At 36.0% G+C, this 19,986-nt stretch carries 14 protein-coding genes; 6 read left to right on the top strand and 8 right to left on the bottom strand.

Annotated elements, in window-relative coordinates; translation table 11 throughout:
- Positions 1-12: 12 nt before the first annotated feature.
- The gene (locus ACN0U3_RS02295) at positions 13-645 is read right to left on the bottom strand and encodes a hypothetical protein (protein WP_299202112.1); all 633 of its coding nucleotides are present in this window, start codon (positions 643-645) and stop codon (positions 13-15) included.
- Positions 646-784: 139 nt separating this feature from the next.
- Here ACN0U3_RS02295 and dusB point away from each other — a divergent pair, with 139 nt between their 5' ends.
- Positions 785-1,780, top strand: a complete 996-nt coding sequence (gene dusB / locus ACN0U3_RS02290; RefSeq protein WP_299202114.1) for a tRNA dihydrouridine synthase DusB — start codon at positions 785-787, stop codon at positions 1,778-1,780.
- 174 nt (positions 1,781-1,954) lie between these two features.
- Here dusB and ileS read toward each other — a convergent pair whose 3' ends face one another.
- Together ileS and ACN0U3_RS02280 are read right to left on the bottom strand one after the other, a co-directional pair.
- On the bottom strand, positions 1,955-5,365 hold the full coding sequence (ileS, locus tag ACN0U3_RS02285) for an isoleucine--tRNA ligase (protein ID WP_417264981.1): 3,411 nt from the start codon (positions 5,363-5,365) through the stop codon (positions 1,955-1,957).
- 704 nt (positions 5,366-6,069) lie between these two features.
- Entirely contained in the window at positions 6,070-8,640 is a 2,571-nt protein-coding gene (locus ACN0U3_RS02280; RefSeq protein WP_417264980.1) for an adenosylcobalamin-dependent ribonucleoside-diphosphate reductase, read from the bottom strand.
- Positions 8,641-9,304: 664 nt separating this feature from the next.
- On the opposite strand from ACN0U3_RS02280, the gene mfd reads away from it, so the two are divergent.
- A complete protein-coding gene (gene mfd, locus ACN0U3_RS02275) occupies positions 9,305-12,661 on the top strand; it encodes a transcription-repair coupling factor (protein WP_417264979.1) in 3,357 nt (1,118 codons plus the stop codon).
- A gap of 86 nt (positions 12,662-12,747) precedes the next feature.
- On the opposite strand, the gene trxA is transcribed toward mfd, so the two are convergent.
- The gene (gene trxA, locus ACN0U3_RS02270) at positions 12,748-13,104 is read right to left on the bottom strand and encodes a thioredoxin (protein WP_299202125.1); all 357 of its coding nucleotides are present in this window, start codon (positions 13,102-13,104) and stop codon (positions 12,748-12,750) included.
- Positions 13,105-13,233: 129 nt separating this feature from the next.
- The gene (locus tag ACN0U3_RS02265) at positions 13,234-14,241 is read right to left on the bottom strand and encodes a T9SS type A sorting domain-containing protein (protein WP_417264978.1); all 1,008 of its coding nucleotides are present in this window, start codon (positions 14,239-14,241) and stop codon (positions 13,234-13,236) included.
- Between the two features lie 427 nt (positions 14,242-14,668).
- Here ACN0U3_RS02265 and ACN0U3_RS02260 point away from each other — a divergent pair, with 427 nt between their 5' ends.
- From ACN0U3_RS02260 to ACN0U3_RS02250, 3 genes are all read left to right on the top strand, one after another.
- Positions 14,669-15,025 carry a single-stranded DNA-binding protein gene (locus ACN0U3_RS02260; protein WP_417264977.1) on the top strand — a complete coding sequence of 119 codons (357 nt, stop codon included), beginning with the start codon at positions 14,669-14,671 and terminating at the stop codon, positions 15,023-15,025.
- 78 nt (positions 15,026-15,103) lie between these two features.
- Positions 15,104-15,430 carry a single-stranded DNA-binding protein gene (locus tag ACN0U3_RS02255; RefSeq protein WP_299202131.1) on the top strand — a complete coding sequence of 109 codons (327 nt, stop codon included), beginning with the start codon at positions 15,104-15,106 and terminating at the stop codon, positions 15,428-15,430.
- Between the two features lie 28 nt (positions 15,431-15,458).
- Positions 15,459-15,779: a single-stranded DNA-binding protein gene (locus tag ACN0U3_RS02250; protein ID WP_299202133.1), complete on the top strand. Its 321-nt coding sequence runs from the start codon at positions 15,459-15,461 to the stop codon at positions 15,777-15,779.
- A 110-nt stretch (positions 15,780-15,889) separates the two neighbouring features.
- Here the strand turns inward: ACN0U3_RS02250 and ACN0U3_RS02245 are convergent, their stop codons facing one another.
- Together ACN0U3_RS02245 and ACN0U3_RS02240 are read right to left on the bottom strand one after the other, a co-directional pair.
- On the bottom strand, positions 15,890-16,573 hold the full coding sequence (locus tag ACN0U3_RS02245) for a lycopene cyclase domain-containing protein (RefSeq protein ID WP_299202136.1): 684 nt from the start codon (positions 16,571-16,573) through the stop codon (positions 15,890-15,892).
- 126 nt (positions 16,574-16,699) lie between these two features.
- Positions 16,700-17,074 (bottom strand): rhodanese-like domain-containing protein, encoded by a 375-nt coding sequence (locus ACN0U3_RS02240; protein ID WP_299202137.1) that lies wholly within the window; start codon positions 17,072-17,074, stop codon positions 16,700-16,702.
- A gap of 143 nt (positions 17,075-17,217) precedes the next feature.
- Between ACN0U3_RS02240 and ACN0U3_RS02235 the strand changes: the two genes are divergently transcribed.
- Entirely contained in the window at positions 17,218-18,138 is a 921-nt protein-coding gene (locus ACN0U3_RS02235) for a TIGR01777 family oxidoreductase (protein ID WP_417264976.1), read from the top strand.
- On the opposite strand, the gene ACN0U3_RS02230 is transcribed toward ACN0U3_RS02235, so the two are convergent.
- Positions 18,135-19,964 carry a sodium:solute symporter family protein gene (locus tag ACN0U3_RS02230; RefSeq protein WP_417264975.1) on the bottom strand — a complete coding sequence of 610 codons (1,830 nt, stop codon included), beginning with the start codon at positions 19,962-19,964 and terminating at the stop codon, positions 18,135-18,137. The genes ACN0U3_RS02235 and ACN0U3_RS02230 overlap by 4 nt on opposite strands.
- Positions 19,965-19,986 lie beyond the last annotated feature (22 nt).

Below are 19,986 nucleotides of genomic sequence, written 5' to 3'. Positions count from 1 at the left end.
AAGCCAAAACGCTTATTCTTTTTGTCCAGCTTTAATTTTCAAATTAACGTTATTATTGTAAGCATAATCCATAACCGATAACATGAATACTTCCTTCTCATAGAAGAACCTCAACCATCCATAATTACCATTCATCAATTTGAACCCAATAAATTTATTTCCTTCCGTCAAATCTAATTCAGCATTTGTAGAAACTGTATCTAAGTATAGAATGGCAAAATTTGATGATTTAACGGAGGTATTGATTATATCTTCTCCTTCTTCATAAATCATTATCTCTTTAGTGTTTTTATCTTTTACGTAAATTTCATTTCCCATTCCCAAACTTTTCATACTTATTCTTGACCCATAATTCAAGCATGAATCTGATGGGTTTAACTGGCTGTAATTAGTTTCAAAAGTTATTCTAAAATCCTGTACACCATCATGGTTGAAATCAAACTCTTCTGAGACTAAAGAGTCTGAAGGAAAAGGAAATGGTTTTTCACAGCTATTGTTAGATATTAGCCCCACACTATCTGCTGGTTGCAGAATGATATATGGATTGAATCCTTTGTGTACAATATCATCTTCTAATTTTTCAATCTTTTCACAAGAGAAAGCAATTAAACTAAACAAGGTAAGAAATATCGTAATTCGTTTCATAAACTTTATATATATCATCAAAAATAAACAATTCTATGGCTTTATTCAAAAACGGTGAATGTAATGTAATTGAAAAATTCGATGCTTTGTTTACATTCTATTTTGCTGTTGTTAAACTTAGATGTAATTTTGCAGCACTATGGTAAAAATCCGTGATATAGAATTAGGAGACTTTCCTTTGTTACTTGCTCCAATGGAGGACGTAAGTGACCCGCCATTTCGTGCTTTGTGTAAGGAAAATGGTGCTGACTTAATGTACACGGAGTTTATTTCTTCCGAAGGCTTGATCCGTGATGCAGTCAAAAGCGTTGAAAAACTCGATATTTTCGAATATGAGCGGCCTGTTGGAATTCAGATATTTGGAAATGATATCGAAAGCATGAAATTAGCGACAGAAATCACTGCTAAAACCAATCCAGACATTATAGACATCAATTACGGTTGCCCAGTAAAAAAAGTAGCTTGCAAAGGATCTGGAGCAGGTATATTACAAGATATTCCTAAAATGGTAAAGATGACAGCAGAAATTGTTAAAAGCACTTCTTTGCCTGTTACCGTAAAAACTAGATTAGGCTGGGATGAAGACACTAAATTCATTGTAGAGGTTGCAGAACGTTTACAAGATGTAGGAATCGAAGGTATTTCTATTCATGGTAGAACCAGAAAACAAATGTATAAAGGTGAAGCTGATTGGAGCTTGATTGCTGAAGTAAAAAACAATCCGCGTATGCACATTCCTGTTTTTGGTAATGGAGATATAGACACACCAGAAAAAGCCGTACTGTATAAGGAAAAATACGGCGTGGATGGTATTATGATTGGACGCGCCTCTATTGGATATCCATGGATTTTTAACGAGATTAAGCATTATCAGCAAACAGGACAACATCTTGCTAAACCAACATTAGACCAGCGTGTAGAAGTTGCTCGTCGTCATTTAGAAATGAGTGTAAAATGGAAGGGTGAAAAACTCGCAATAGTAGAGATGAAACGCCACTACTCAAATTACTTCAAAGGTATTCCTCACTTCAAAGCTTACCGCTCTAAACTCGTCACCACTTTTGATTTAAATGAGGTTTACGATACACTTGACGAAGTGGCTGAAAAATTTAAAGGGGTAGAACTTTTGGTATAATTTACTATACTGTAGCCAAAACGGTAGTATAGTATGACTTTGGTCAGTTTTATGCGTTAATATTTTGTAAACCAGCTTTTTAATTGATTTTAAGCTTATCTTAAAGTGGTTGATTCGAAATTAACTTCGAATCAACCATTTAACCAACACTTTTAACACTAACTGCGTTAACCCTTAGACTACTTTTTCAAGTCCAATTTTTGAATCTCCTTCGGCAGCAATGTCCGCGTCATAAACATGACCTTTAGCTGTTCCCAAGACAATGTCTTGTGCCATCACCTCAGCAGCGATATAGGACTTATTTTTGGTAATTGCGGCTTTAATTTCATCCGTTGTTTCGATTGAAATAAAAATCTTATCCGTCACCTCAAACCCTGCTTCTTTTCTAAAATTTTGAATTCGGTTGACCAGTTCTCTAGCAATTCCTTCTTGTTTTAAATCTGAACTAATTGTAATGTCCATCGCTACAGTAATCCCTCCTTCCGAAGTTACTAACCAACCAGGAATGTCATCTGTTACAATTTCAAAATCATTAATATCTAAAACAATGTTTTCTCCATTAATTTCACCTTTCCAGCCTTGATTTGTTTCTACTGAAGCAATCTCAGCATCTCCCCAAGCATTTACCATACCTGCGATAGCTTTCATTTGCTTTCCGTATTTAGGTCCAATCGTTTTGAAGTTTGGCTTAATCTTCTTTGTTAAAACACCTGTAGTATCTTCAAGAAGCACCAATTCTTTCACATTGATCTCAGATAAAATCAAATCTTTTACGTGTTCAATTCGCGATTTAAAACTTGGGTCTAAAATAGGCACCATGATTTTCTGCAACGGTTGGCGTACACGTATTTTTTCTTTTTTACGTAAACTCAAAGCCATTGAAGAAACTTGTTGCGCGATTTCCATTTGTGCCTCCAGCTCTTGATCAATATCTGCCCCGTTTACTTTTGGGAAATCTGCTAAGTGAACAGAAGTTGCCGTGTGTCTTCCAGAGATCTTATTCAAATCACAGAACAATTCATCGGAATAGAAGGGAGCAATAGGTGCACTTAAAATAGCAACAGCTTCTAGACATTCATATAATGTTTGGTAAGCAGAGATTTTATCTATTGTATAATCTCCTTTCCAGAAACGTCTTCTGCATAAACGCACATACCAGTTAGACAATTGATCGTTAACAAAGTTTTGAATTAAACGACCTGCTTTTGTAGGTTCGTAAGTGTCAAAAGAAGCATCTACCTCTTCAATTAAGGAATTCAGCTTTGAAATAATCCAGCGGTCAATTTCTGGTCGTTCTTCAGTTGGAATACGGTCTTCGCTATAAGAGAACCCGTCAATATTTGCGTACAACGCAAAGAAAGAATACGTATTATAAAGTGTTCCAAAGAATTTACGTTGCGTTTCTTGAATTCCAGCTGTATCAAACTTAAGGTTATCCCAAGGGGCAGCATTAGTAATCATATACCAACGCGTTGCATCCGGACCATATTTTGATAAGGTTTCAAATGGATCAACAGCATTCCCTAAACGTTTCGACATTTTCTGTCCATTTTTATCTAGAACAAGTCCATTTGAAATCACATTCTTATAAGCTACAGAATCAAATACACTTGTTGCAATTGCGTGAAGCGTATAGAACCACCCCCTAGTCTGGTCTACTCCTTCTGCAATAAAATCTCCAGGAAAAGCTTTGTTCTCGTCGATTAATTCTTTGTTTTCAAAGGGATAATGCCATTGTGCGTAAGGCATAGAACCAGAATCAAACCAAACATCTATTAAGTCTGATTCTCTTTTCATTGGTTTCCCAGTAGCAGAAACCAAGGTAATTTGATCCACATAATTTTTATGTAAATCAACTTTATCATAATTCTCCTTGGACATATCTGATGGGTCAAAGTCGGCCAACGGGTTGCTCTTCATCACCCCAGCAGCTACTGCTTTTTCACATTCAGTTTTTAATTGTCCAATTGACGAAATACAAATAGATTCTTCACCTTCATCGGTTCTCCAAATTGGAATTGGAATTCCCCAGTAACGTGAACGGGATAAATTCCAATCGTTTAAGTTTTCTAACCATTTCCCAAAACGACCTGTTCCAGTTGATTCGGGTTGCCAGTTGATGGTTTTGTTTAATTCAATCATGCGGTCTTTTTTGTCCGTCACTTTAATGAACCATGAATCTAGCGGATAATATAAAACCGGTTTATCAGTTCTCCAACAATGAGGATAACTGTGCTCGTATCTTTCAACACGGAACGCTTTATTTTCTTCTTTTAATTTAATTGAAATAAGAATATCGGCTGATTTTTCTGGTGCTTGGCCATCCTCATAGTATTCGTTTTTCACATACATTCCTGCAAATTCACCCATTTCTGGACGGAATTTCCCTTGTAAATCTACCAATGGAACAGGGTTGCCATTTTCGTCTGGAACCAACATTCCAGGAACGTTTGATTGCTTGGCAACCAAGGCATCATCGGCACCAAAAGTTGGGGCAGTGTGCACAATTCCGGTTCCATCTTCAGTTGTTACAAAGTCTCCTAAAATAACTTGGAAAGCATTTTCAGGGTTCTCCATTGGCTGTGCGTATGGTAACAATTGTTCATATCGGACCCCCTCTAAATCTGCTCCTGTAAAACTTTCTCCTATCAAATAAGGTATCTTTTTATCACCTTCTTTGTAGTTTTTCAATTCTTCAACCGTTTCTACATTAAAGAAATTTTTGGTGAATTGCTTTCCTAATAAAGCTTTGGCAAGCACAACATTAATAGGTTCGAATGTATATTGGTTGTATGATTTTACAATTACATATTCTATTTTCTTTCCAACTGTTAAGGCGGTGTTTGAAGGCAATGTCCAAGGCGTTGTGGTCCATGCAATCATGTGAACATCTTCATTCTTGTAGGACTCGCCAAAAACAGCTTTACTTTCTTCTTTCACCTTAAATTGAGCAACACAAGAAGTATCTTTCACGTCTCTATAGCACCCAGGTTGGTTCAATTCATGAGAAGACAAACCTGTTCCTGCTTTTGGAGAATATGGTTGAATTGTATATCCTTTGTAGATTAGATCCTTTTCGTACAACTGACCAAGCAACCACCACACACTTTCCATGTATTTTGATTCATAGGTAATGTATGGATTATCCATATCTACCCAGTACCCCATTTTTTCAGTAAGGTCGTTCCATACATCGGTGTAACGCATTACGGTCTTCTTACATGCTGCGTTATACTCTTCAACAGAAATTTTAGTCCCAATATCCTCCTTGGTAATTCCCAATTCCTTTTCTACCCCAAGTTCTACTGGAAGACCATGTGTATCCCATCCCGCTTTACGGTTAACTTTGTAACCTTTTAGGGTTTTATATCGACAGAAAATATCTTTAATAGAACGTGCCATCACATGGTGAATTCCTGGCAACCCATTTGCCGAAGGTGGACCTTCAAAAAATACAAATGTCTTATCATCATCTTTCGAATCAATAGAAGCTTGGAAAACATTTTCTTGTTTCCATTTTTCAGCGATTTTTTCAGCTGTTTGGGGTAAGTTCAACCCTTTGTACTCTGGATATTTTGCGCTCATAATTTGCCGTTGTTTTGCAGGCTGCAAATTTAAGCATTTTTATCGGAATGACTTAAACCATTTAGTCATTGAACTTGAGTTCATGAATTTTATGAGATTTATTGGTGATGTTGTATAGAAATACAGGTATACATTTCAATTTACACAAGGGTAATAAAATAATATGCCTATCGGGATCTTTGCCAGTAGTGAAACCACTTAAGCCCTATTCCTTGGCAAATGGTTTGCGCTGCATTGGAACGCAGATGACACGGATGTTTACGGATTTTTTTAACCACAAAGTCAACAGAGGTTGCGCAAAGTTGCGCAGAGAGTAAAACACCTATTTAGGGAAGCACATAATTCGTAATTAGCTTCGCTGAGGGCTAAAGTCGTTCATAATTCCCCAATTCGTAATTATTAAATCGATAGCGTTAATGGCACGCTGATGACACAGATGCTTAGCAGCAACGCGGATAATCACGGATTTCTTGCCTCATGGATCCTAAACATTGTCATATTTTGACAATTAATAATATACCATGTTTCATAAAACTCTGTTTTAATGGAGGATTGAAGTTTAACTCTAAAATTACTGGTAAAATATCGGATACGCATTTAAAAATAAAAAACACGAACTCAAATTTGAGTTCGTGTTTTGATCATTTATAATGTTATTCAATTTAAGGCTAAACCATAAAATCCGTTCAAGGCTTAGTCAAAAATTAACCACACTTAGAGTGTCCACAGTTAGTACAAGTTAAACAACCCTCTTGGAATTGAACACTTTTCTGCTTACACTCTGGGCATTCGTTTTTACTTTGCGTTCCGTCTGGTACAAATTTCTTCACCACACGTGTCACACCGTTTTTCCATGTGTTTAATGTATCATCACTTAAGTTCAATGAGCCTACTAGGTCAACAACATGAAGAAGTGGCATTCCATGGCGAAGTACACCTGAAATCATTTTTGCGTAGTTCCAGTATTCTTTATCAAATGATCTAGACAAACCTTCTACAGTTACATTATATCCTCCTCTATCTACATATTGGAAATCGTAACGGCTACTTTCATCGCTCTTAACTTTTAGAATAAACCCTTGTTTAACATCATTCGGAATTCCATTAAATCCATCTCTACGGCCTGTAAAGATCTCATAAGGACGACCATCTAACATTCCAACAAAAGCAATCCACTCTTCTAAGTTATTTTGGAAACGAACAACCTCTGCCTCCAAACGCTCTGGACGTTCTGGTGCATGGTGGTCATCAAAGTTTGTTGTTTTCTCCTCAGTTTTCTCTTTATCATTGTTTGAAACCAAGACTCCAGATCGCGATCCATCACGGTAAACAGTAACACCTTTACAACCTGACTCCCAAGCTGTTTTATATACCTGACCTACCATCTCCTCTGTTACATTTTCTGGTAAATTCACAGTTACCGAAATAGAGTGGTCAATGTGTTTTTGCACACGTCCTTGCATCTCTACTTTCTTCACCCAGTTTACGTCGTTTGAAGTTGCTTTATGGTATGGTGATTTTGCAATTATAGAAGCAATTTGATCTTGATCCATTTTACGAACATCATCAATATTGTATCCTTTTGCAATTAAGTAGGTCTCAAATTTGTGGTGGAATACAGGATATTCTTGCCATGAGTCACCTACTTCATCAACAAAATCAACACGAGCATCTTTATCATCTGGATTGATTTTTCTTCTTCTCATATAAGAAACCATAAATGCTGGCTCAATTCCAGAAGTCGTTTGCGTTAAAATAGAAACTGAACCTGTTGGTGCAATAGTCAATAAAGCTATATTTCTTCTCCCGTTTTGAACCAAACGTTCGTAAAGTGCAGGATTTTCTTCTTTAATACGTAACATGAAAGGATTGTTCTCCTCACGTTCTGCATCCCAAATTGGGAATGCACCTCTTTCTTCAGCCATAATGCTAGAAGACAAGAAAGCACCGTGCTTCAATCTCATGTGTAATTTTTCAGAGAAGTCGTTAGACTCATCTGTTCCATAACAAATACCAAGTGCTGCTAACATATCACCTTCAGCAGTAATTCCAAGACCTGTTCTACGTCCTTGCTCACACTTCTCACGAATACGCATCCACAGATTCAACTCTGTACTTTTAACCGTTTCTGATTCTGGATCATTTTTGATCTTATTGATGATTTTATCCACCTTTTCAAGCTCTAAGTCAATCAAATCATCCATCATTCGTTGAGCCATAATCACGTGCTTATCAAACAATTCGAAATCGAACTCTGCCTCATCCGTAAACGGATTGTTTACATATGAATATAAATTGATCGCCAACAAACGACAGGAATCGTTAGGACATAATGGAATCTCACCACAAGGATTTGTTGATACTGTTTCGAAACCTAAATCTGCATAACAATCAGGAATTGACTCATTAATTAGAGTGTCCCAGAAAAGCACTCCAGGCTCAGCAGACGCCCATGCATTATGCACTACTTTATCCCAAATTCTCTTAGCATCTACTGTTTTAGTAAATGTTGGGTTTTTAGATTTAACAGGGTAAGTTAATGTGTAATCACCACCCGTTAAAGCAGCCTTCATAAAATCATCAGAAATCTTAACAGAAACGTTGGCACCTGTAACTTTTCCTGCTATAGTTTTCGCGTCTATAAACGCTTCAGAATCTGGGTGATCAATTGCAATTGATTCCATCAAAGCACCTCTTCGTCCTCCTTGAGCAACCTCTCTAGTTGAATTAGAAAAACGCTCCATAAATGGAACAACACCTGTTGCTGTTAAAGCTGAGTTTTGAACGGGCGAACCACTTGGTCTAACAAAAGACAAGTCCACACCAACTCCAGCTCTTCTTTTCATCAACTGAACTAACTCTTGGTCTAATTTTAAAATCCCACCATAAGAGTCTTCATCTTTTTCGTTTCCAATTACAAAACAATTAGAAATTGAAACGTATTGAAAGTTGTTTCCAATTCCTGCCATTGGACTCCCCTGAGGAACGATGTATTTAAAGTCCTTAATTACATTATAAATTTCTTCTTCGCTAATTGGATTAGGATATTTTGCTTCAATACGGGCAAACTCACTGGCCAAACGTCTGTGCATTTCATCAGGGGATTTTTCGTATAAGTTCCCCATTGCATCTTTCAATGCATATTTCTTCATCCAAACCTCACCTGCTAGTGTGTCTCCTTTGAAATATTCAATTGCAGACTTTAAAACCTCCTCTTGAGAATAGATCTTTAAGTCGTTTGTTTCCTGAGTTTTAAGTGCCAGTCTTTCGCTCATATTACTATGTGTTTTTAATGTTTATGTAAAATTCAAATTTATAGTTGGTAAGATTGAGGGGGTCTAATTAGTTTTCAAAAAAACAATACTGATTCCTAAATCTGGTATAAAATTAGAAACTTTTATTGACATAAAAGGAGCAATAGATTTTTATCGTTTTTTAGTTATTCACATTTTTTGTGCACATTAATCTTCGATAAAATTTGTTCAATTTGAAACCTCACATCTACAAAGGAAGTTACATTAAAAAAGTGTGTTTAAAAACTTTAAATTCTTGTTAATAAGCCCGCAAAAAATTCTATCAACAAATACCTATGGATAAAATGAGTAAATAAATGTAAAACGTATTAAAATAATTTGCATCTTACTGCTCCTTTAACAAAATAAATCTTCTGTACAATAGATATATAAAGAGTTTTAGATAAATTTACCCTAATCTAGAGTTCATTTATCAACACCACTGTACCACAGTTGATTACCCCATAAAAAAGCTCCAAACCCCTTATCATTAGTATAAAATTTAAGTCCTGAAACAAAACGCACCACCAGAATGGATACAGGGTTATCTTTTTTACTCTTCAGACACATTTTAACACAAGCTGTTTTCCTAAGTTATGAATAAAGTAATAGATAGCTTAACTTTGCAACTCCAATCGAATAAAGCATGAATATAAAGACAGTAAAAGCAGAGTTTAAAAAATCTAAAGGCGTACTGACTTCAATCCAGAAGTTGCAAAATCGTCCTGCAAAAATTCAATGGAAAGGTGTAGTTGGTGCAAGCAAAGCTTTTATGTCGAGTGCTGTTGCAGAAGAAGTTCCTGGCCATCATCTTTTCGTTTTGCAGGACAAAGAAGAAGCAGCCTACTTTCTCAACGATTTGCAAGGACTTTATCCCGAAGATGATCGCATTGTTTTTTATCCTGCATCTTATAAAGTACCTTATAAGTTAGAAGAAACAGACAATGCAAATGTGGTTGGAAGAGCGGAAGCATTAGATAAGATTACAAAGTCGCCAAATTCATGGATTGTTACCTACCCCAAAGCACTATTTGAAAGGGTACCTACAAAACAAAAACTCTCTACCAATTCTTTTAAAATAGAAAAAGGTAAAGAATATAAAATCGAATTTCTAAATGAGTTTTTATTAGAGCACGAATTCAACATTGTAGATTTTGTATATGAACCCGGTCAATTTTCTATTCGGGGAGGAATAGTGGATATTTTCTCATATTCAAACGATCAACCTTTTAGACTTGAGTTTTTTGGTGACGAATTGGAAACCATTAGAACTTTTGACCCTGTTTCACAGCTTTCGATTAAAGAACATGCGTTTTTCCATATTGTTCCAAATATTACTTTGTCTTTAGATCACACCGAAAACGGAAGTTTCCTTTCATTTGTTGGTTCCGAAACCACCGTTTGGTTAAGTTCATTTAAAGAAGTTAAAGGCCAATTAGAAACAGAATACAAAAAAGCGGCAACAGTATATTCTGAACTGCCTGATACAGGTGTGAAACACAGCAAGCCTTCAGAGTTATATTTTCATCCTACTGAATGGGAAAAAGAAGCTCAGGTTTTTTCACACATAGAATGGGGCCCTGATTATACCAACAAAGAAGCATTAGTGGTTCAATTCAATGATAAACCACAACCTGCATTCAACAAGAATTTTGATTTGCTTACCGAAGATTTAAAGCAAAGAAAAAAATTAGGATTTAAAAACCTCATCTTTTCAAACCAACCAAAACAAATTGAACGCTTAGTTGATATTTTCAACGATATTCAGGCTGACATTGAATTCACCCCAATGAATATTGCAATTCATGAAGGGTTTATCAGCGAAGAACTTAAATTGGTGTGCTATACCGACCATCAAATCTTTGAACGCTACAATCGATTCAGATTAAAAGAAGGTTTTAGGCAAGCAAAGCAGGCACTGACTTTAAAAGAGTTGCACAACCTTCAAAAAGGAGACTATGTAACACATATTGACCATGGTGTGGGACGTTTTAGTGGTCTTGAAACCATTGATGTTAATGGAAAACAGCAAGAAACAATTCGTTTGGTGTATAAAGACAATGATGTACTTTATGTTTCTATTCATTCTTTACATCGGATCTCCAAATTTACTGGAAAAGACGGGACGGCTCCCTCCATGAATAAGTTAGGCACACAGACTTGGGCTAAGTTGAAAAATAAAACCAAAAAGAAAATAAAGGAAATTGCTTTCGACTTAATTCAACTTTATGCCAAAAGGAAAAGCAGACCTGGATATGCATTCTCACCTGATACATACCTACAAAACGAGCTTGAAGCTTCATTTATTTATGAGGATACGCCAGACCAACTGAAAGCTACTGAAGCTGTAAAAGAGGACATGGAAAAAGACACACCAATGGACCGCTTAATTTGTGGAGATGTTGGGTTTGGTAAGACAGAAATTGCAGTACGTGCTGCCTTTAAAGCAGCAACGGATGGAAAACAAGTGGCGATTTTGGTCCCCACTACAATTCTTTCGCTCCAACATTACCGTAGTTTTAAAGAAAGATTAAAAGATTTTCCAGTACGTGTAGACTATGTTAACCGATTTAAATCGACAAAACAAGTCAATGAAACGCTAAAAGATTTAGAGGATGGTAAGATTGACATCCTGATTGGAACACATAAAATCGTTGGAAAGAATGTTAAGTTTAAAGACTTGGGGCTTATCATTATTGATGAAGAACAAAAGTTTGGTGTGTCTGTAAAAGATAAATTGAAAACTTTAAAAGCAACGGTTGATACCTTAACCTTAACCGCTACTCCAATTCCAAGAACACTGCAGTTTTCATTGATGGGGGCAAGAGATTTAAGCATTATCAACACTCCTCCACCAAACCGACAACCTGTCTTAACAGAAGTGATTGAGTTTGATGAAGAAGCTATTCGAGATGCGATTTCTTATGAAGTTAGTCGTGGAGGACAAGTTTATTTTGTTCACAATAGATTAGAAAACATCCAAGAAGTTTCAGGTATGATTCAGCGATTATGTCCAGGTGTTCGTGTAGCCATCGGTCATGGTCAAATGGATGGAAAGAAGTTAGAAAAAATCATGATGGACTTCATCAATCATGAATACGATGTTCTACTGGCCACTACAATAATTGAATCTGGAATTGACATTTCCAACGCCAACACGATAATCATCAACAAAGCCAACAATTTTGGTTTAAGTGACTTGCATCAATTGCGTGGACGTGTTGGAAGATCCACTAAAAAAGGATTCTGTTACTTAATTGCACCACGATACAACATGTTGACCTCTGAGGCACAAAAACGATTGAATGCCTTGGTTCAATTTTCAGATTTAGGTGCAGGATTTAGCATCGCGATGAAAGATTTAGACATTCGTGGTGCTGGAAACTTACTAGGAGGAGAACAAAGTGGATTCATTGCAGACATTGGATTCGACATGTATCAAAAAATACTCAACGAAGCCATAGATGAATTACGTCAATCTGAATTCAAAGACTTATTCGAGAACAGAAATAGTGATAGTTATCAACAATTTATCCAAGAATGCGTATTAGAAACGGATATGGAAATTCGTATTCCTGACGATTATGTAAACAATGTATCTGAACGATTGGCGCTATATCAAGAGTTAGACAGTCTACAAACAGAAGAAGAATTGAAGCAATTCGAAAATCAATTAATTGACCGTTTCGGACCAATTCCATTAGTAGTTGAAGACTTGTTGCAATCTATTCGCTTACGCCGAAAAGCACAAGAAATTGGATTTACGCGATTAATAATTAAATCAGGAAAAATGATTGGATACTTCCATGAAAATCCTGAGCATATTTATTATCAAAGTCCTATTTTTACTCAAGTATTAAACTATATTCAAACGAATCCTAGAGGCGTAAAAATGAATCAGAAAAACGATAAGCTAAGGTTGATTTTTTCAGATGTGAAGAACATAGATATTGCGTTGGAAATGGTTACTAATGTAATGCCTTTGGTTAATGAGGAGTTGTAGGGTAATGAGGAGTGATGAATTATGAACGATGAATTGCACCATCATTCATAACTCATCGTTCATCGTTCAACATTCATCGTTCAAAATTAAACAAGCTCTTTCTCAATAATCTCTTTTAATGAGTTCTTTGGTAAAGCACCTGCTTGCATCATTGGTTGTTTATCACCTGTTGGAATGAAAAGCATACTAGGAATGCTTCTTATGCCAAAGACTGCTGATAATTCTTGTTCCACTTCAGTATCTACTTTGTAGATCTTTACTTTTCCTGCATATTCTTCAGAAAGTTCTTCTAAAATTGGTGCTACCATTTTACATGGTCCACACCAGTCTGCGTAAAAATCTATTATCGCTGGGACATCATCTTTGTATTTCCATTCTTTTTCAGTTGTATAATCAAACACATCCGATTTAAATTGTTCTGCTGTTAAATTTATTGTTGCCATAATCTTAATCTTTAAGAACAAAGGTCCGAATTTTACTATAGAATGTGTGTAACTCATGTAACTTACATAAACTCAAAAGCCAGAAAAAGTTTCCTCTTTCTGGCTTCGTTTCATTATCATTCTCTTGAATTATTGCTTAAGCACTTTAATTTGTTTTGCTCCATTTACAATATAGTACACACCTTTTGGCAAATCATTCATATTAATGAGTGTTTTCTTTGATGGAGAAATTGAAAACTGCGTGTTTTCAGTTACTTCTATACCGACAGCATTAAATATACGTATAGCTTGATTTTCTTTTACACCCATTAAAGTCACTGTATGAACCACAGGGTTTGGATAAGCCTGTAAGACCTCTAAGTCTTTTTGTTCAACTGAAACGATTGGGAAGGTCTTCTGTGTTCCATCAAAATCTGTTTGTGTTAACCTATAATAAGAAATCCCTGCGTAAGGTGCATCGTCTGTATACGAGTACTCTTGAACTTGTACGCTGTTACCTGCACCTTCGATGTATTGTAAATCTTCCCAATACTTTCCATCAACAGAACGCGCAATTGTAAAAAAGTCATTGTTTGTCTCTGTTGCTGTTTTCCATGAAAGCTCAACTTGACGGTCTTTTTTGATTGCATCGAAAGTAATGAGTTCGATGGGGAGTAAAGAAGTCCCAGGCACAGTAATATAACGACTTCCGTCATAACCTTTCATTTCAATTTCAAATACAATTTCATTACAATATAAACTTTCCACTGTTGCAGAATTACAATCAGAATCACCTTTCCAAATATTACCAACAGTTTTACCAGACCCTTCATCTAGAGAGTTGGGTAGGTCAAAAAAAGAAGTTTCATTATTACAAATAAAAACACCTTGAAGAGTATAAATATTTTTAAACTCAACTTCTTTTCCTTGATTATTATAAGCCTTGATGGAGTAATCAAAAAGGACATTATAATTATAGCCATCAGGACAAGTATATGGAGGTGTTGTACTTCCATTTATCTCAACTCCTGTGGTGATTAACTCAATCACTATTGTCTTATTTCCTTGAACTTCCACAGAGGTTGTAAAATGATTTTGAGCTGTAAGGCTAAAGCTAATGACTATAGCAAAAAATAAAGTAATAAAAAATCTAATCATTGTGCATGCATAATTTAAAATTGAGTGCAAATATAACTAAACTTCATTAAGGCGTATATAACATTTGTTACATAGAAACAGGTTTCGCTAATCTCTCTGATGCTTATGCAAATGAAAAGGCCTTTTGTTCATTTTCAACATTATTACCATTCCGCTTTCTAATAATAGTACTTCATTTTATCGGGTTATTGGTGTTAAAAAAATACTACACCAAAAAAACATCAAAAATCTTCACTTTTTTATTTTTTCATACAACTCTTATTTTAAAGTGCTGTAAACGGTTTTAACCACTTACAAGCGAAAGACATTCGACAACAAGCGACAAATAACCGAATCTGATTTAGGACTTACCCCACCTTTGCAGTGTCGATGGCTGAGAGTCAGCTTGAGAAACAGTTCAAACTATTATTAATTAAAATTTACAGACATGAACACATTAAGAAACACAGTTAGTTTAATCGGTCGTTTAGGTGCAGATCCAGCAATCACACAATTCGGTGATAAGAATTCTCTTGCACGTTTTAGAGTAGCAACAAACGAGGCTTATAAAGACAAGAAAGGCGAATGGGTAGAAAATACTACATGGCACAATGTAGTTGCCTGGGGTAAGACCGCAGAACTTTGCAAGCAGTTGCTCAAAAAAGGATCTGAAATTGTTTTAGAAGGAAAGTTAGTCAACGATTCTTACGAAACGAAAGAAGGTGAAAAACGCTATAAAACAGAAGTTACAATGCGTGAGTTTATGGTATTAAACCGTGACAAGAGCACAGTTAAAAACAAGTAATCATCTAAAAAAACAAAGAAGTGCTCAAGCGCCTCTTGGGCACTTCTTAAAACATTATTCATCCTTAACACAAACATCATGAGAGTACAACAAATGAATCACGTAAATCTAATTGGTCAAATGTCTTCTGACCCAACCTTTTTAGAAATCGCTGACGGCAGAAAAATAGCACGTTTTTCTTTATCAACAAAAGAGACCTATCTAGACGAGAAGGGCAATACCAAGAATCTAAAAAATTGGCATCGTGTTACTGCTTGGGGGAAATGGGTTCCTGTATTGGAACAACTAGGTTCAAAAGGTCAGGCTTTGGCCATAGAGGGCAGATTAAGATCACGTTTTTACAATGCGAATGGTCAGCGTCAATCCTACACTGAAATAGAAATCAATGATATGATTATACTATAATTAATTATTCACCTAAAAATCAAAAGTTATGAGAAATCAAGTTCAATTAATCGGAAACATAGGCATCGATCCTGAAATTACAAACTTTGAAAGCGGTGCGAAGAAAGTGCGTTTTACTTTGGCAACTAACGAGCGTTATGTTGACAAAGAAGGAAACAAAAAAGATAAAACTTTTTGGCACAACATACATGCTTGGGGTCCGACTGCAAACTACATTGCGAAGTCAGGAAAAAAAGGTACTCAGCTTGCAATTACTGGAAAACTTGTTACCAACAAGTATTTATCCAAGAATGGTGAGTCTAGATCATTCACTTCGATAGAAGTAAAAAACGCCGTAGCATTGAGTTAGTACAAATCTCTCGCTAATTGACTTAATCCATAACCATCTAAATCAAACGGTATGCAACCATCGGTTTTTGGTTAAGTTCATAAAAGGTACGTAGAAAGCTACGTACCTTTTTATGTTTTTTCCCATAGCTTACGTAAGTATTCATGAACAATAACAATAGAAAAGAACATCATAAAGTTACAGAATAGACTTTCGATTGGAATTGAGAACAGTTTATATCCAATGATTTCATTTTCATTATACCACACCATTGTTTTTCCTAAATGAACAATCAAGCCATTTACAAGCAATAAAAAAAGTTGAAGAAATAGGTAAGAGATTACAAAGTAAGGATACCATCTTGGAGTAAACCCAAAATAAACGATCCAGTTTAGTAGACCTGCACCCAACATTGCAGAAAACGTATAGGTGTTTTCGTAATACACAAAGGCCAGAATAAAACAACACAGTGTGAACAGAAAGGAAAAATAATAAGACACACGTACTGAAGAGTACTTCGAAAAATAGGCTTTAATTAATTCATAAACGAATACACTAGCAAATGGAATTGTAAAAAACAAGAGCACTTCTTCGATGGGAAGATTAAAGAATAACAACCCTGTTAAACTGTCCATATTAAAACCCCAAACACCAAGGTCTGTAAAGTAAATATCACTGGCAATAAACAAGCTACATACAAAGATAATGACAGGCGCCAATGTCTTCCAATGGGTATAGAAGTGGACTTTTTTATTGAATGAAAAAATCAACAATACCACAACGGTTAAAACGTTAATCCATAAGTATAAATTCATTTTTATGTATTCTTTAAAACGATAAAACATCGTCACCGTAGGTTCTAGTAAAGAAAAAAACCATTAGCACTAAAAGGAAGTACTAATGATTTTTCAATACAGTTACGGTATTTAATTCATCGGATTTTACTCCCAACCTTGATAACCATTGTTCAATTCTAAAACATGGGTAAATCCAGATAATTTCATTTTATCCATTGCTGCTTTACTTCGGTTTCCGGAAGCACAGTAAACAAGAAACTTTTGATTTTTCGGCATGTTACTTAATGTTTCATCAAAATAATCAGAATTAATATCTAATAATTTTGCTCCTTCAATATGTCCAGCTTCATACTCTGCAACCGTTCTTACATCGATTAAAATATATTCCCCTGTTTCAATTGCTTCCTGAAACTTCTCGTTAGAGACGCTTTCAAACTTCTTTTCAGATTCCGTTTGCGCAACTAAAGAAGATGTTGAGACCATGAATATTGCAATCAATAATGTCAATGTAGTTTTCATATCAAATAATTTTAGTTTATTCAAAAATAGACAAGTTATGACTTACATCCTATTCATTTTACTTTTTTTTAGAAGAAACGAAATAGTAGTTGTAAGTTTGTCTCCGCAATAATTTACAAATCGTTATTGGAACAACAATAAAAATGGAAAAGAAGGTGTCAAAGCGCATTGTGTTAATAGCAGGTGGTTCAGGACTAATTGGTCAGGAAGTACAAAAAGAACTCAAAAAATCAGGCCATGAGGTGCGAATTCTAACCCGACAAGAAAATCCAGAGGCTCCTTATTTTCACTGGGACCCCAAAAACAAAGAGATTGATCGGGCAGCAATTAAAGGTGTCCAGGTCATCATCAACCTTGTAGGAGTTGGTATAGCAGACAAAAGATGGAGCGACAAACGAAAAGAAGCCATCTTTAACTCTCGAATAAAACCAACTCAATTTCTCCATGAAATTAGCCAAAACACCCCAGCTCTAGTACAGTATATTTCTGCCTCAGGAATTACTTGCTACGGATATGAGGATCCTATTAAGATATATAAAGAAAGTGATGATTTTGGAACAGATTTTCTTTCTACAGTGGTAAGGCGATGGGAAGAAGTTGCAGATCTTTTTTCTCCTCAACAAAAAGTTGTTAAAGTCAGAACAGGAGTTGTTTTGACAGAAAAAGGAGGAGCATTACCAAAAATTTCTGGAACAATTAAAAACTATATTGGTGCTCCATTAGGTTCGGGTGAACAAAAGATGCCTTGGATTACATTGAAGGATATTGCGCGGATTTATGTTCATGCGGTAAACAGTCAACTCGATGGCGTATTTAATGCATCAAGTGCAAACATCTCGAATGAAAAGTTAACCAAAGCCGTGGCTTCGTATTTAAAAAAACCTTTATGGCTGCCTAATGTTCCTGGCTTTGTCTTAAAAACAGTCCTTGGTGAAATGTCCTCACTTGTTTTGGAAGGTGTACGAATTGACAATAGTAAAATATTAAATACAGGATTTGAATTCCAACACAAAACAATTGATGAAGCTTTAGATTACATTTATGTTCAAAAGGAAAAAGATTAAAAGACCTTTCCTTTCAACTTTCTCCACAAGAACATTAAAGTAAATGCTGCCAGAAGTGTTATCATCAAAAACAGTCCTGCATTTTGATATTCTCCATAAATAAATTTACCTGTTGTGAATAATGCGCCATAAACAGCAACTGTTCCAACCAAGACCGCTAATATTCCAGTGGGTACTGTCCACGCCTCTTTACTTTCAACAATATCAATGTTTTGATCTTTTGCTGCTTTGATTACCTTTTTCCATCCGGGTCCACCAGGTTGAGTTTTCTTATAAAAATTAAACAACACCTCATTTTTTTCTTTTGGTGTTAAAAAGGTAACCAACAACCAACAAACTGTAGTGGCAAACACAACAAAAGGATATTGCATCCAAGCTACAAAAACTCCTTCATGAAAGACATTGTCTACTTTTTCTCCAAACAACCATGTACCGATAAAAGTAAAGTTGACCAAAATCGAAATGATTCCTGAGACAAACATGGCTGTAATTTCACTCCACGCATTAATTCTAGACCAAAACCACCGCATAATAAACACCAATCCGGTACCGGCTCCAAACATGATGATGATATCAAAAAGTTGAGTCGCATGATTCAACAAAAGTGCTACAATGGTACTGATGATCATTAACACGACAGTCGACAGTCTTCCTACGCGCACCAATTCTTTTTCACTCGCATTTTTATTGATGTGCTGCTTGTAAAAATCGTGAACGATATAGGACGAGCCCCAATTCAGGTGTGTAGAAATCGTTGACATATAGGCAGCACCAAGAGAGGCTAGCACTAAACCAAGTAGTCCAGCCGGAAGCATTGTTAACATTGCAGAATAAGCTAAATCGTGACCTAATTTGCTTTCTTCTACATTTGGAAAAGCTGTTTGAATACTTGCGATATCAGGGAAAACAACCAACGAAGCCAAAGCAACAATGATCCATGGCCATGGCCTAAGCGCATAGTGCATGACATTAAAAAAGAAAGTTGCACCCACAGCGTGATTCTCGTTTTTAGCTGCCAACATACGTTGTGCAATATAACCTCCACCACCTGGTTCGGCACCAGGAAACCATGAGCTCCACCACTGAACAGCCAAAGGAATAATTAAAATGGTAATAAACTTCTCTTTATCACTCCAACTGGGCAACATTGCCAATTTTCCTTGAACATTCTCATGAGTCATTAATTCGGCCATACCACCAACTTCAGGTAGATTAACCAAATAATAGGCTGCTCCAATAGACCCAGCCATAGCTACAAAAAACAGTAGAAAATCTGTGTAAATCACTCCTCTAAATCCACCAACTGCACTAAAGAACACTGTCACTGTTCCTGCAATACCCACCACTTCTAAAGAAGTTAGTCCTAGCATTACCTGACCGATTTTAATTGCCGCCAATGTAACTCCAGCCATGGCTAAGACATTAAATGCCAATCCAAGATAAACAGATCTAAATCCACGAAGAAACTTTGCAGGTTTTCCGCCATATCGCAGTTCATAAAACTCCATATCGGTTTCTACGTTTGACTTCCTCCAAAGTTTGGCATAAACAAAAACTGTAAGTAGACCAGTAATAAGAAAAGCCCACCAAATCCAATTCCCTGAAACTCCATCTTTACGCACCACATCAGTAACAAAGTTTGGCGTATCTGTTGAAAATGTTGTAGCCACCATGGAAAAACCAAGAAGCCACCACGGCATATTCCTTCCTGACAAGAAGAATTCTGAACTGCTTTTCCCTGACTTTTTAGAAACAACAATTCCTATTGTTATTACGGCCAAAAAAAAGACAAGAATTATTCCGTAATCTAAAGCTGTTAATGTCATAATAGCGCTATCTTCTGCTTAC

The sequence above is a fragment of the Brumimicrobium sp. genome, assembly GCF_048268645.1.
Lineage (GTDB): Bacteria > Bacteroidota > Bacteroidia > Flavobacteriales_D > Crocinitomicaceae > Brumimicrobium > Brumimicrobium ulvae.
This window is presented reverse-complemented; position numbering and strand designations above follow the sequence as displayed.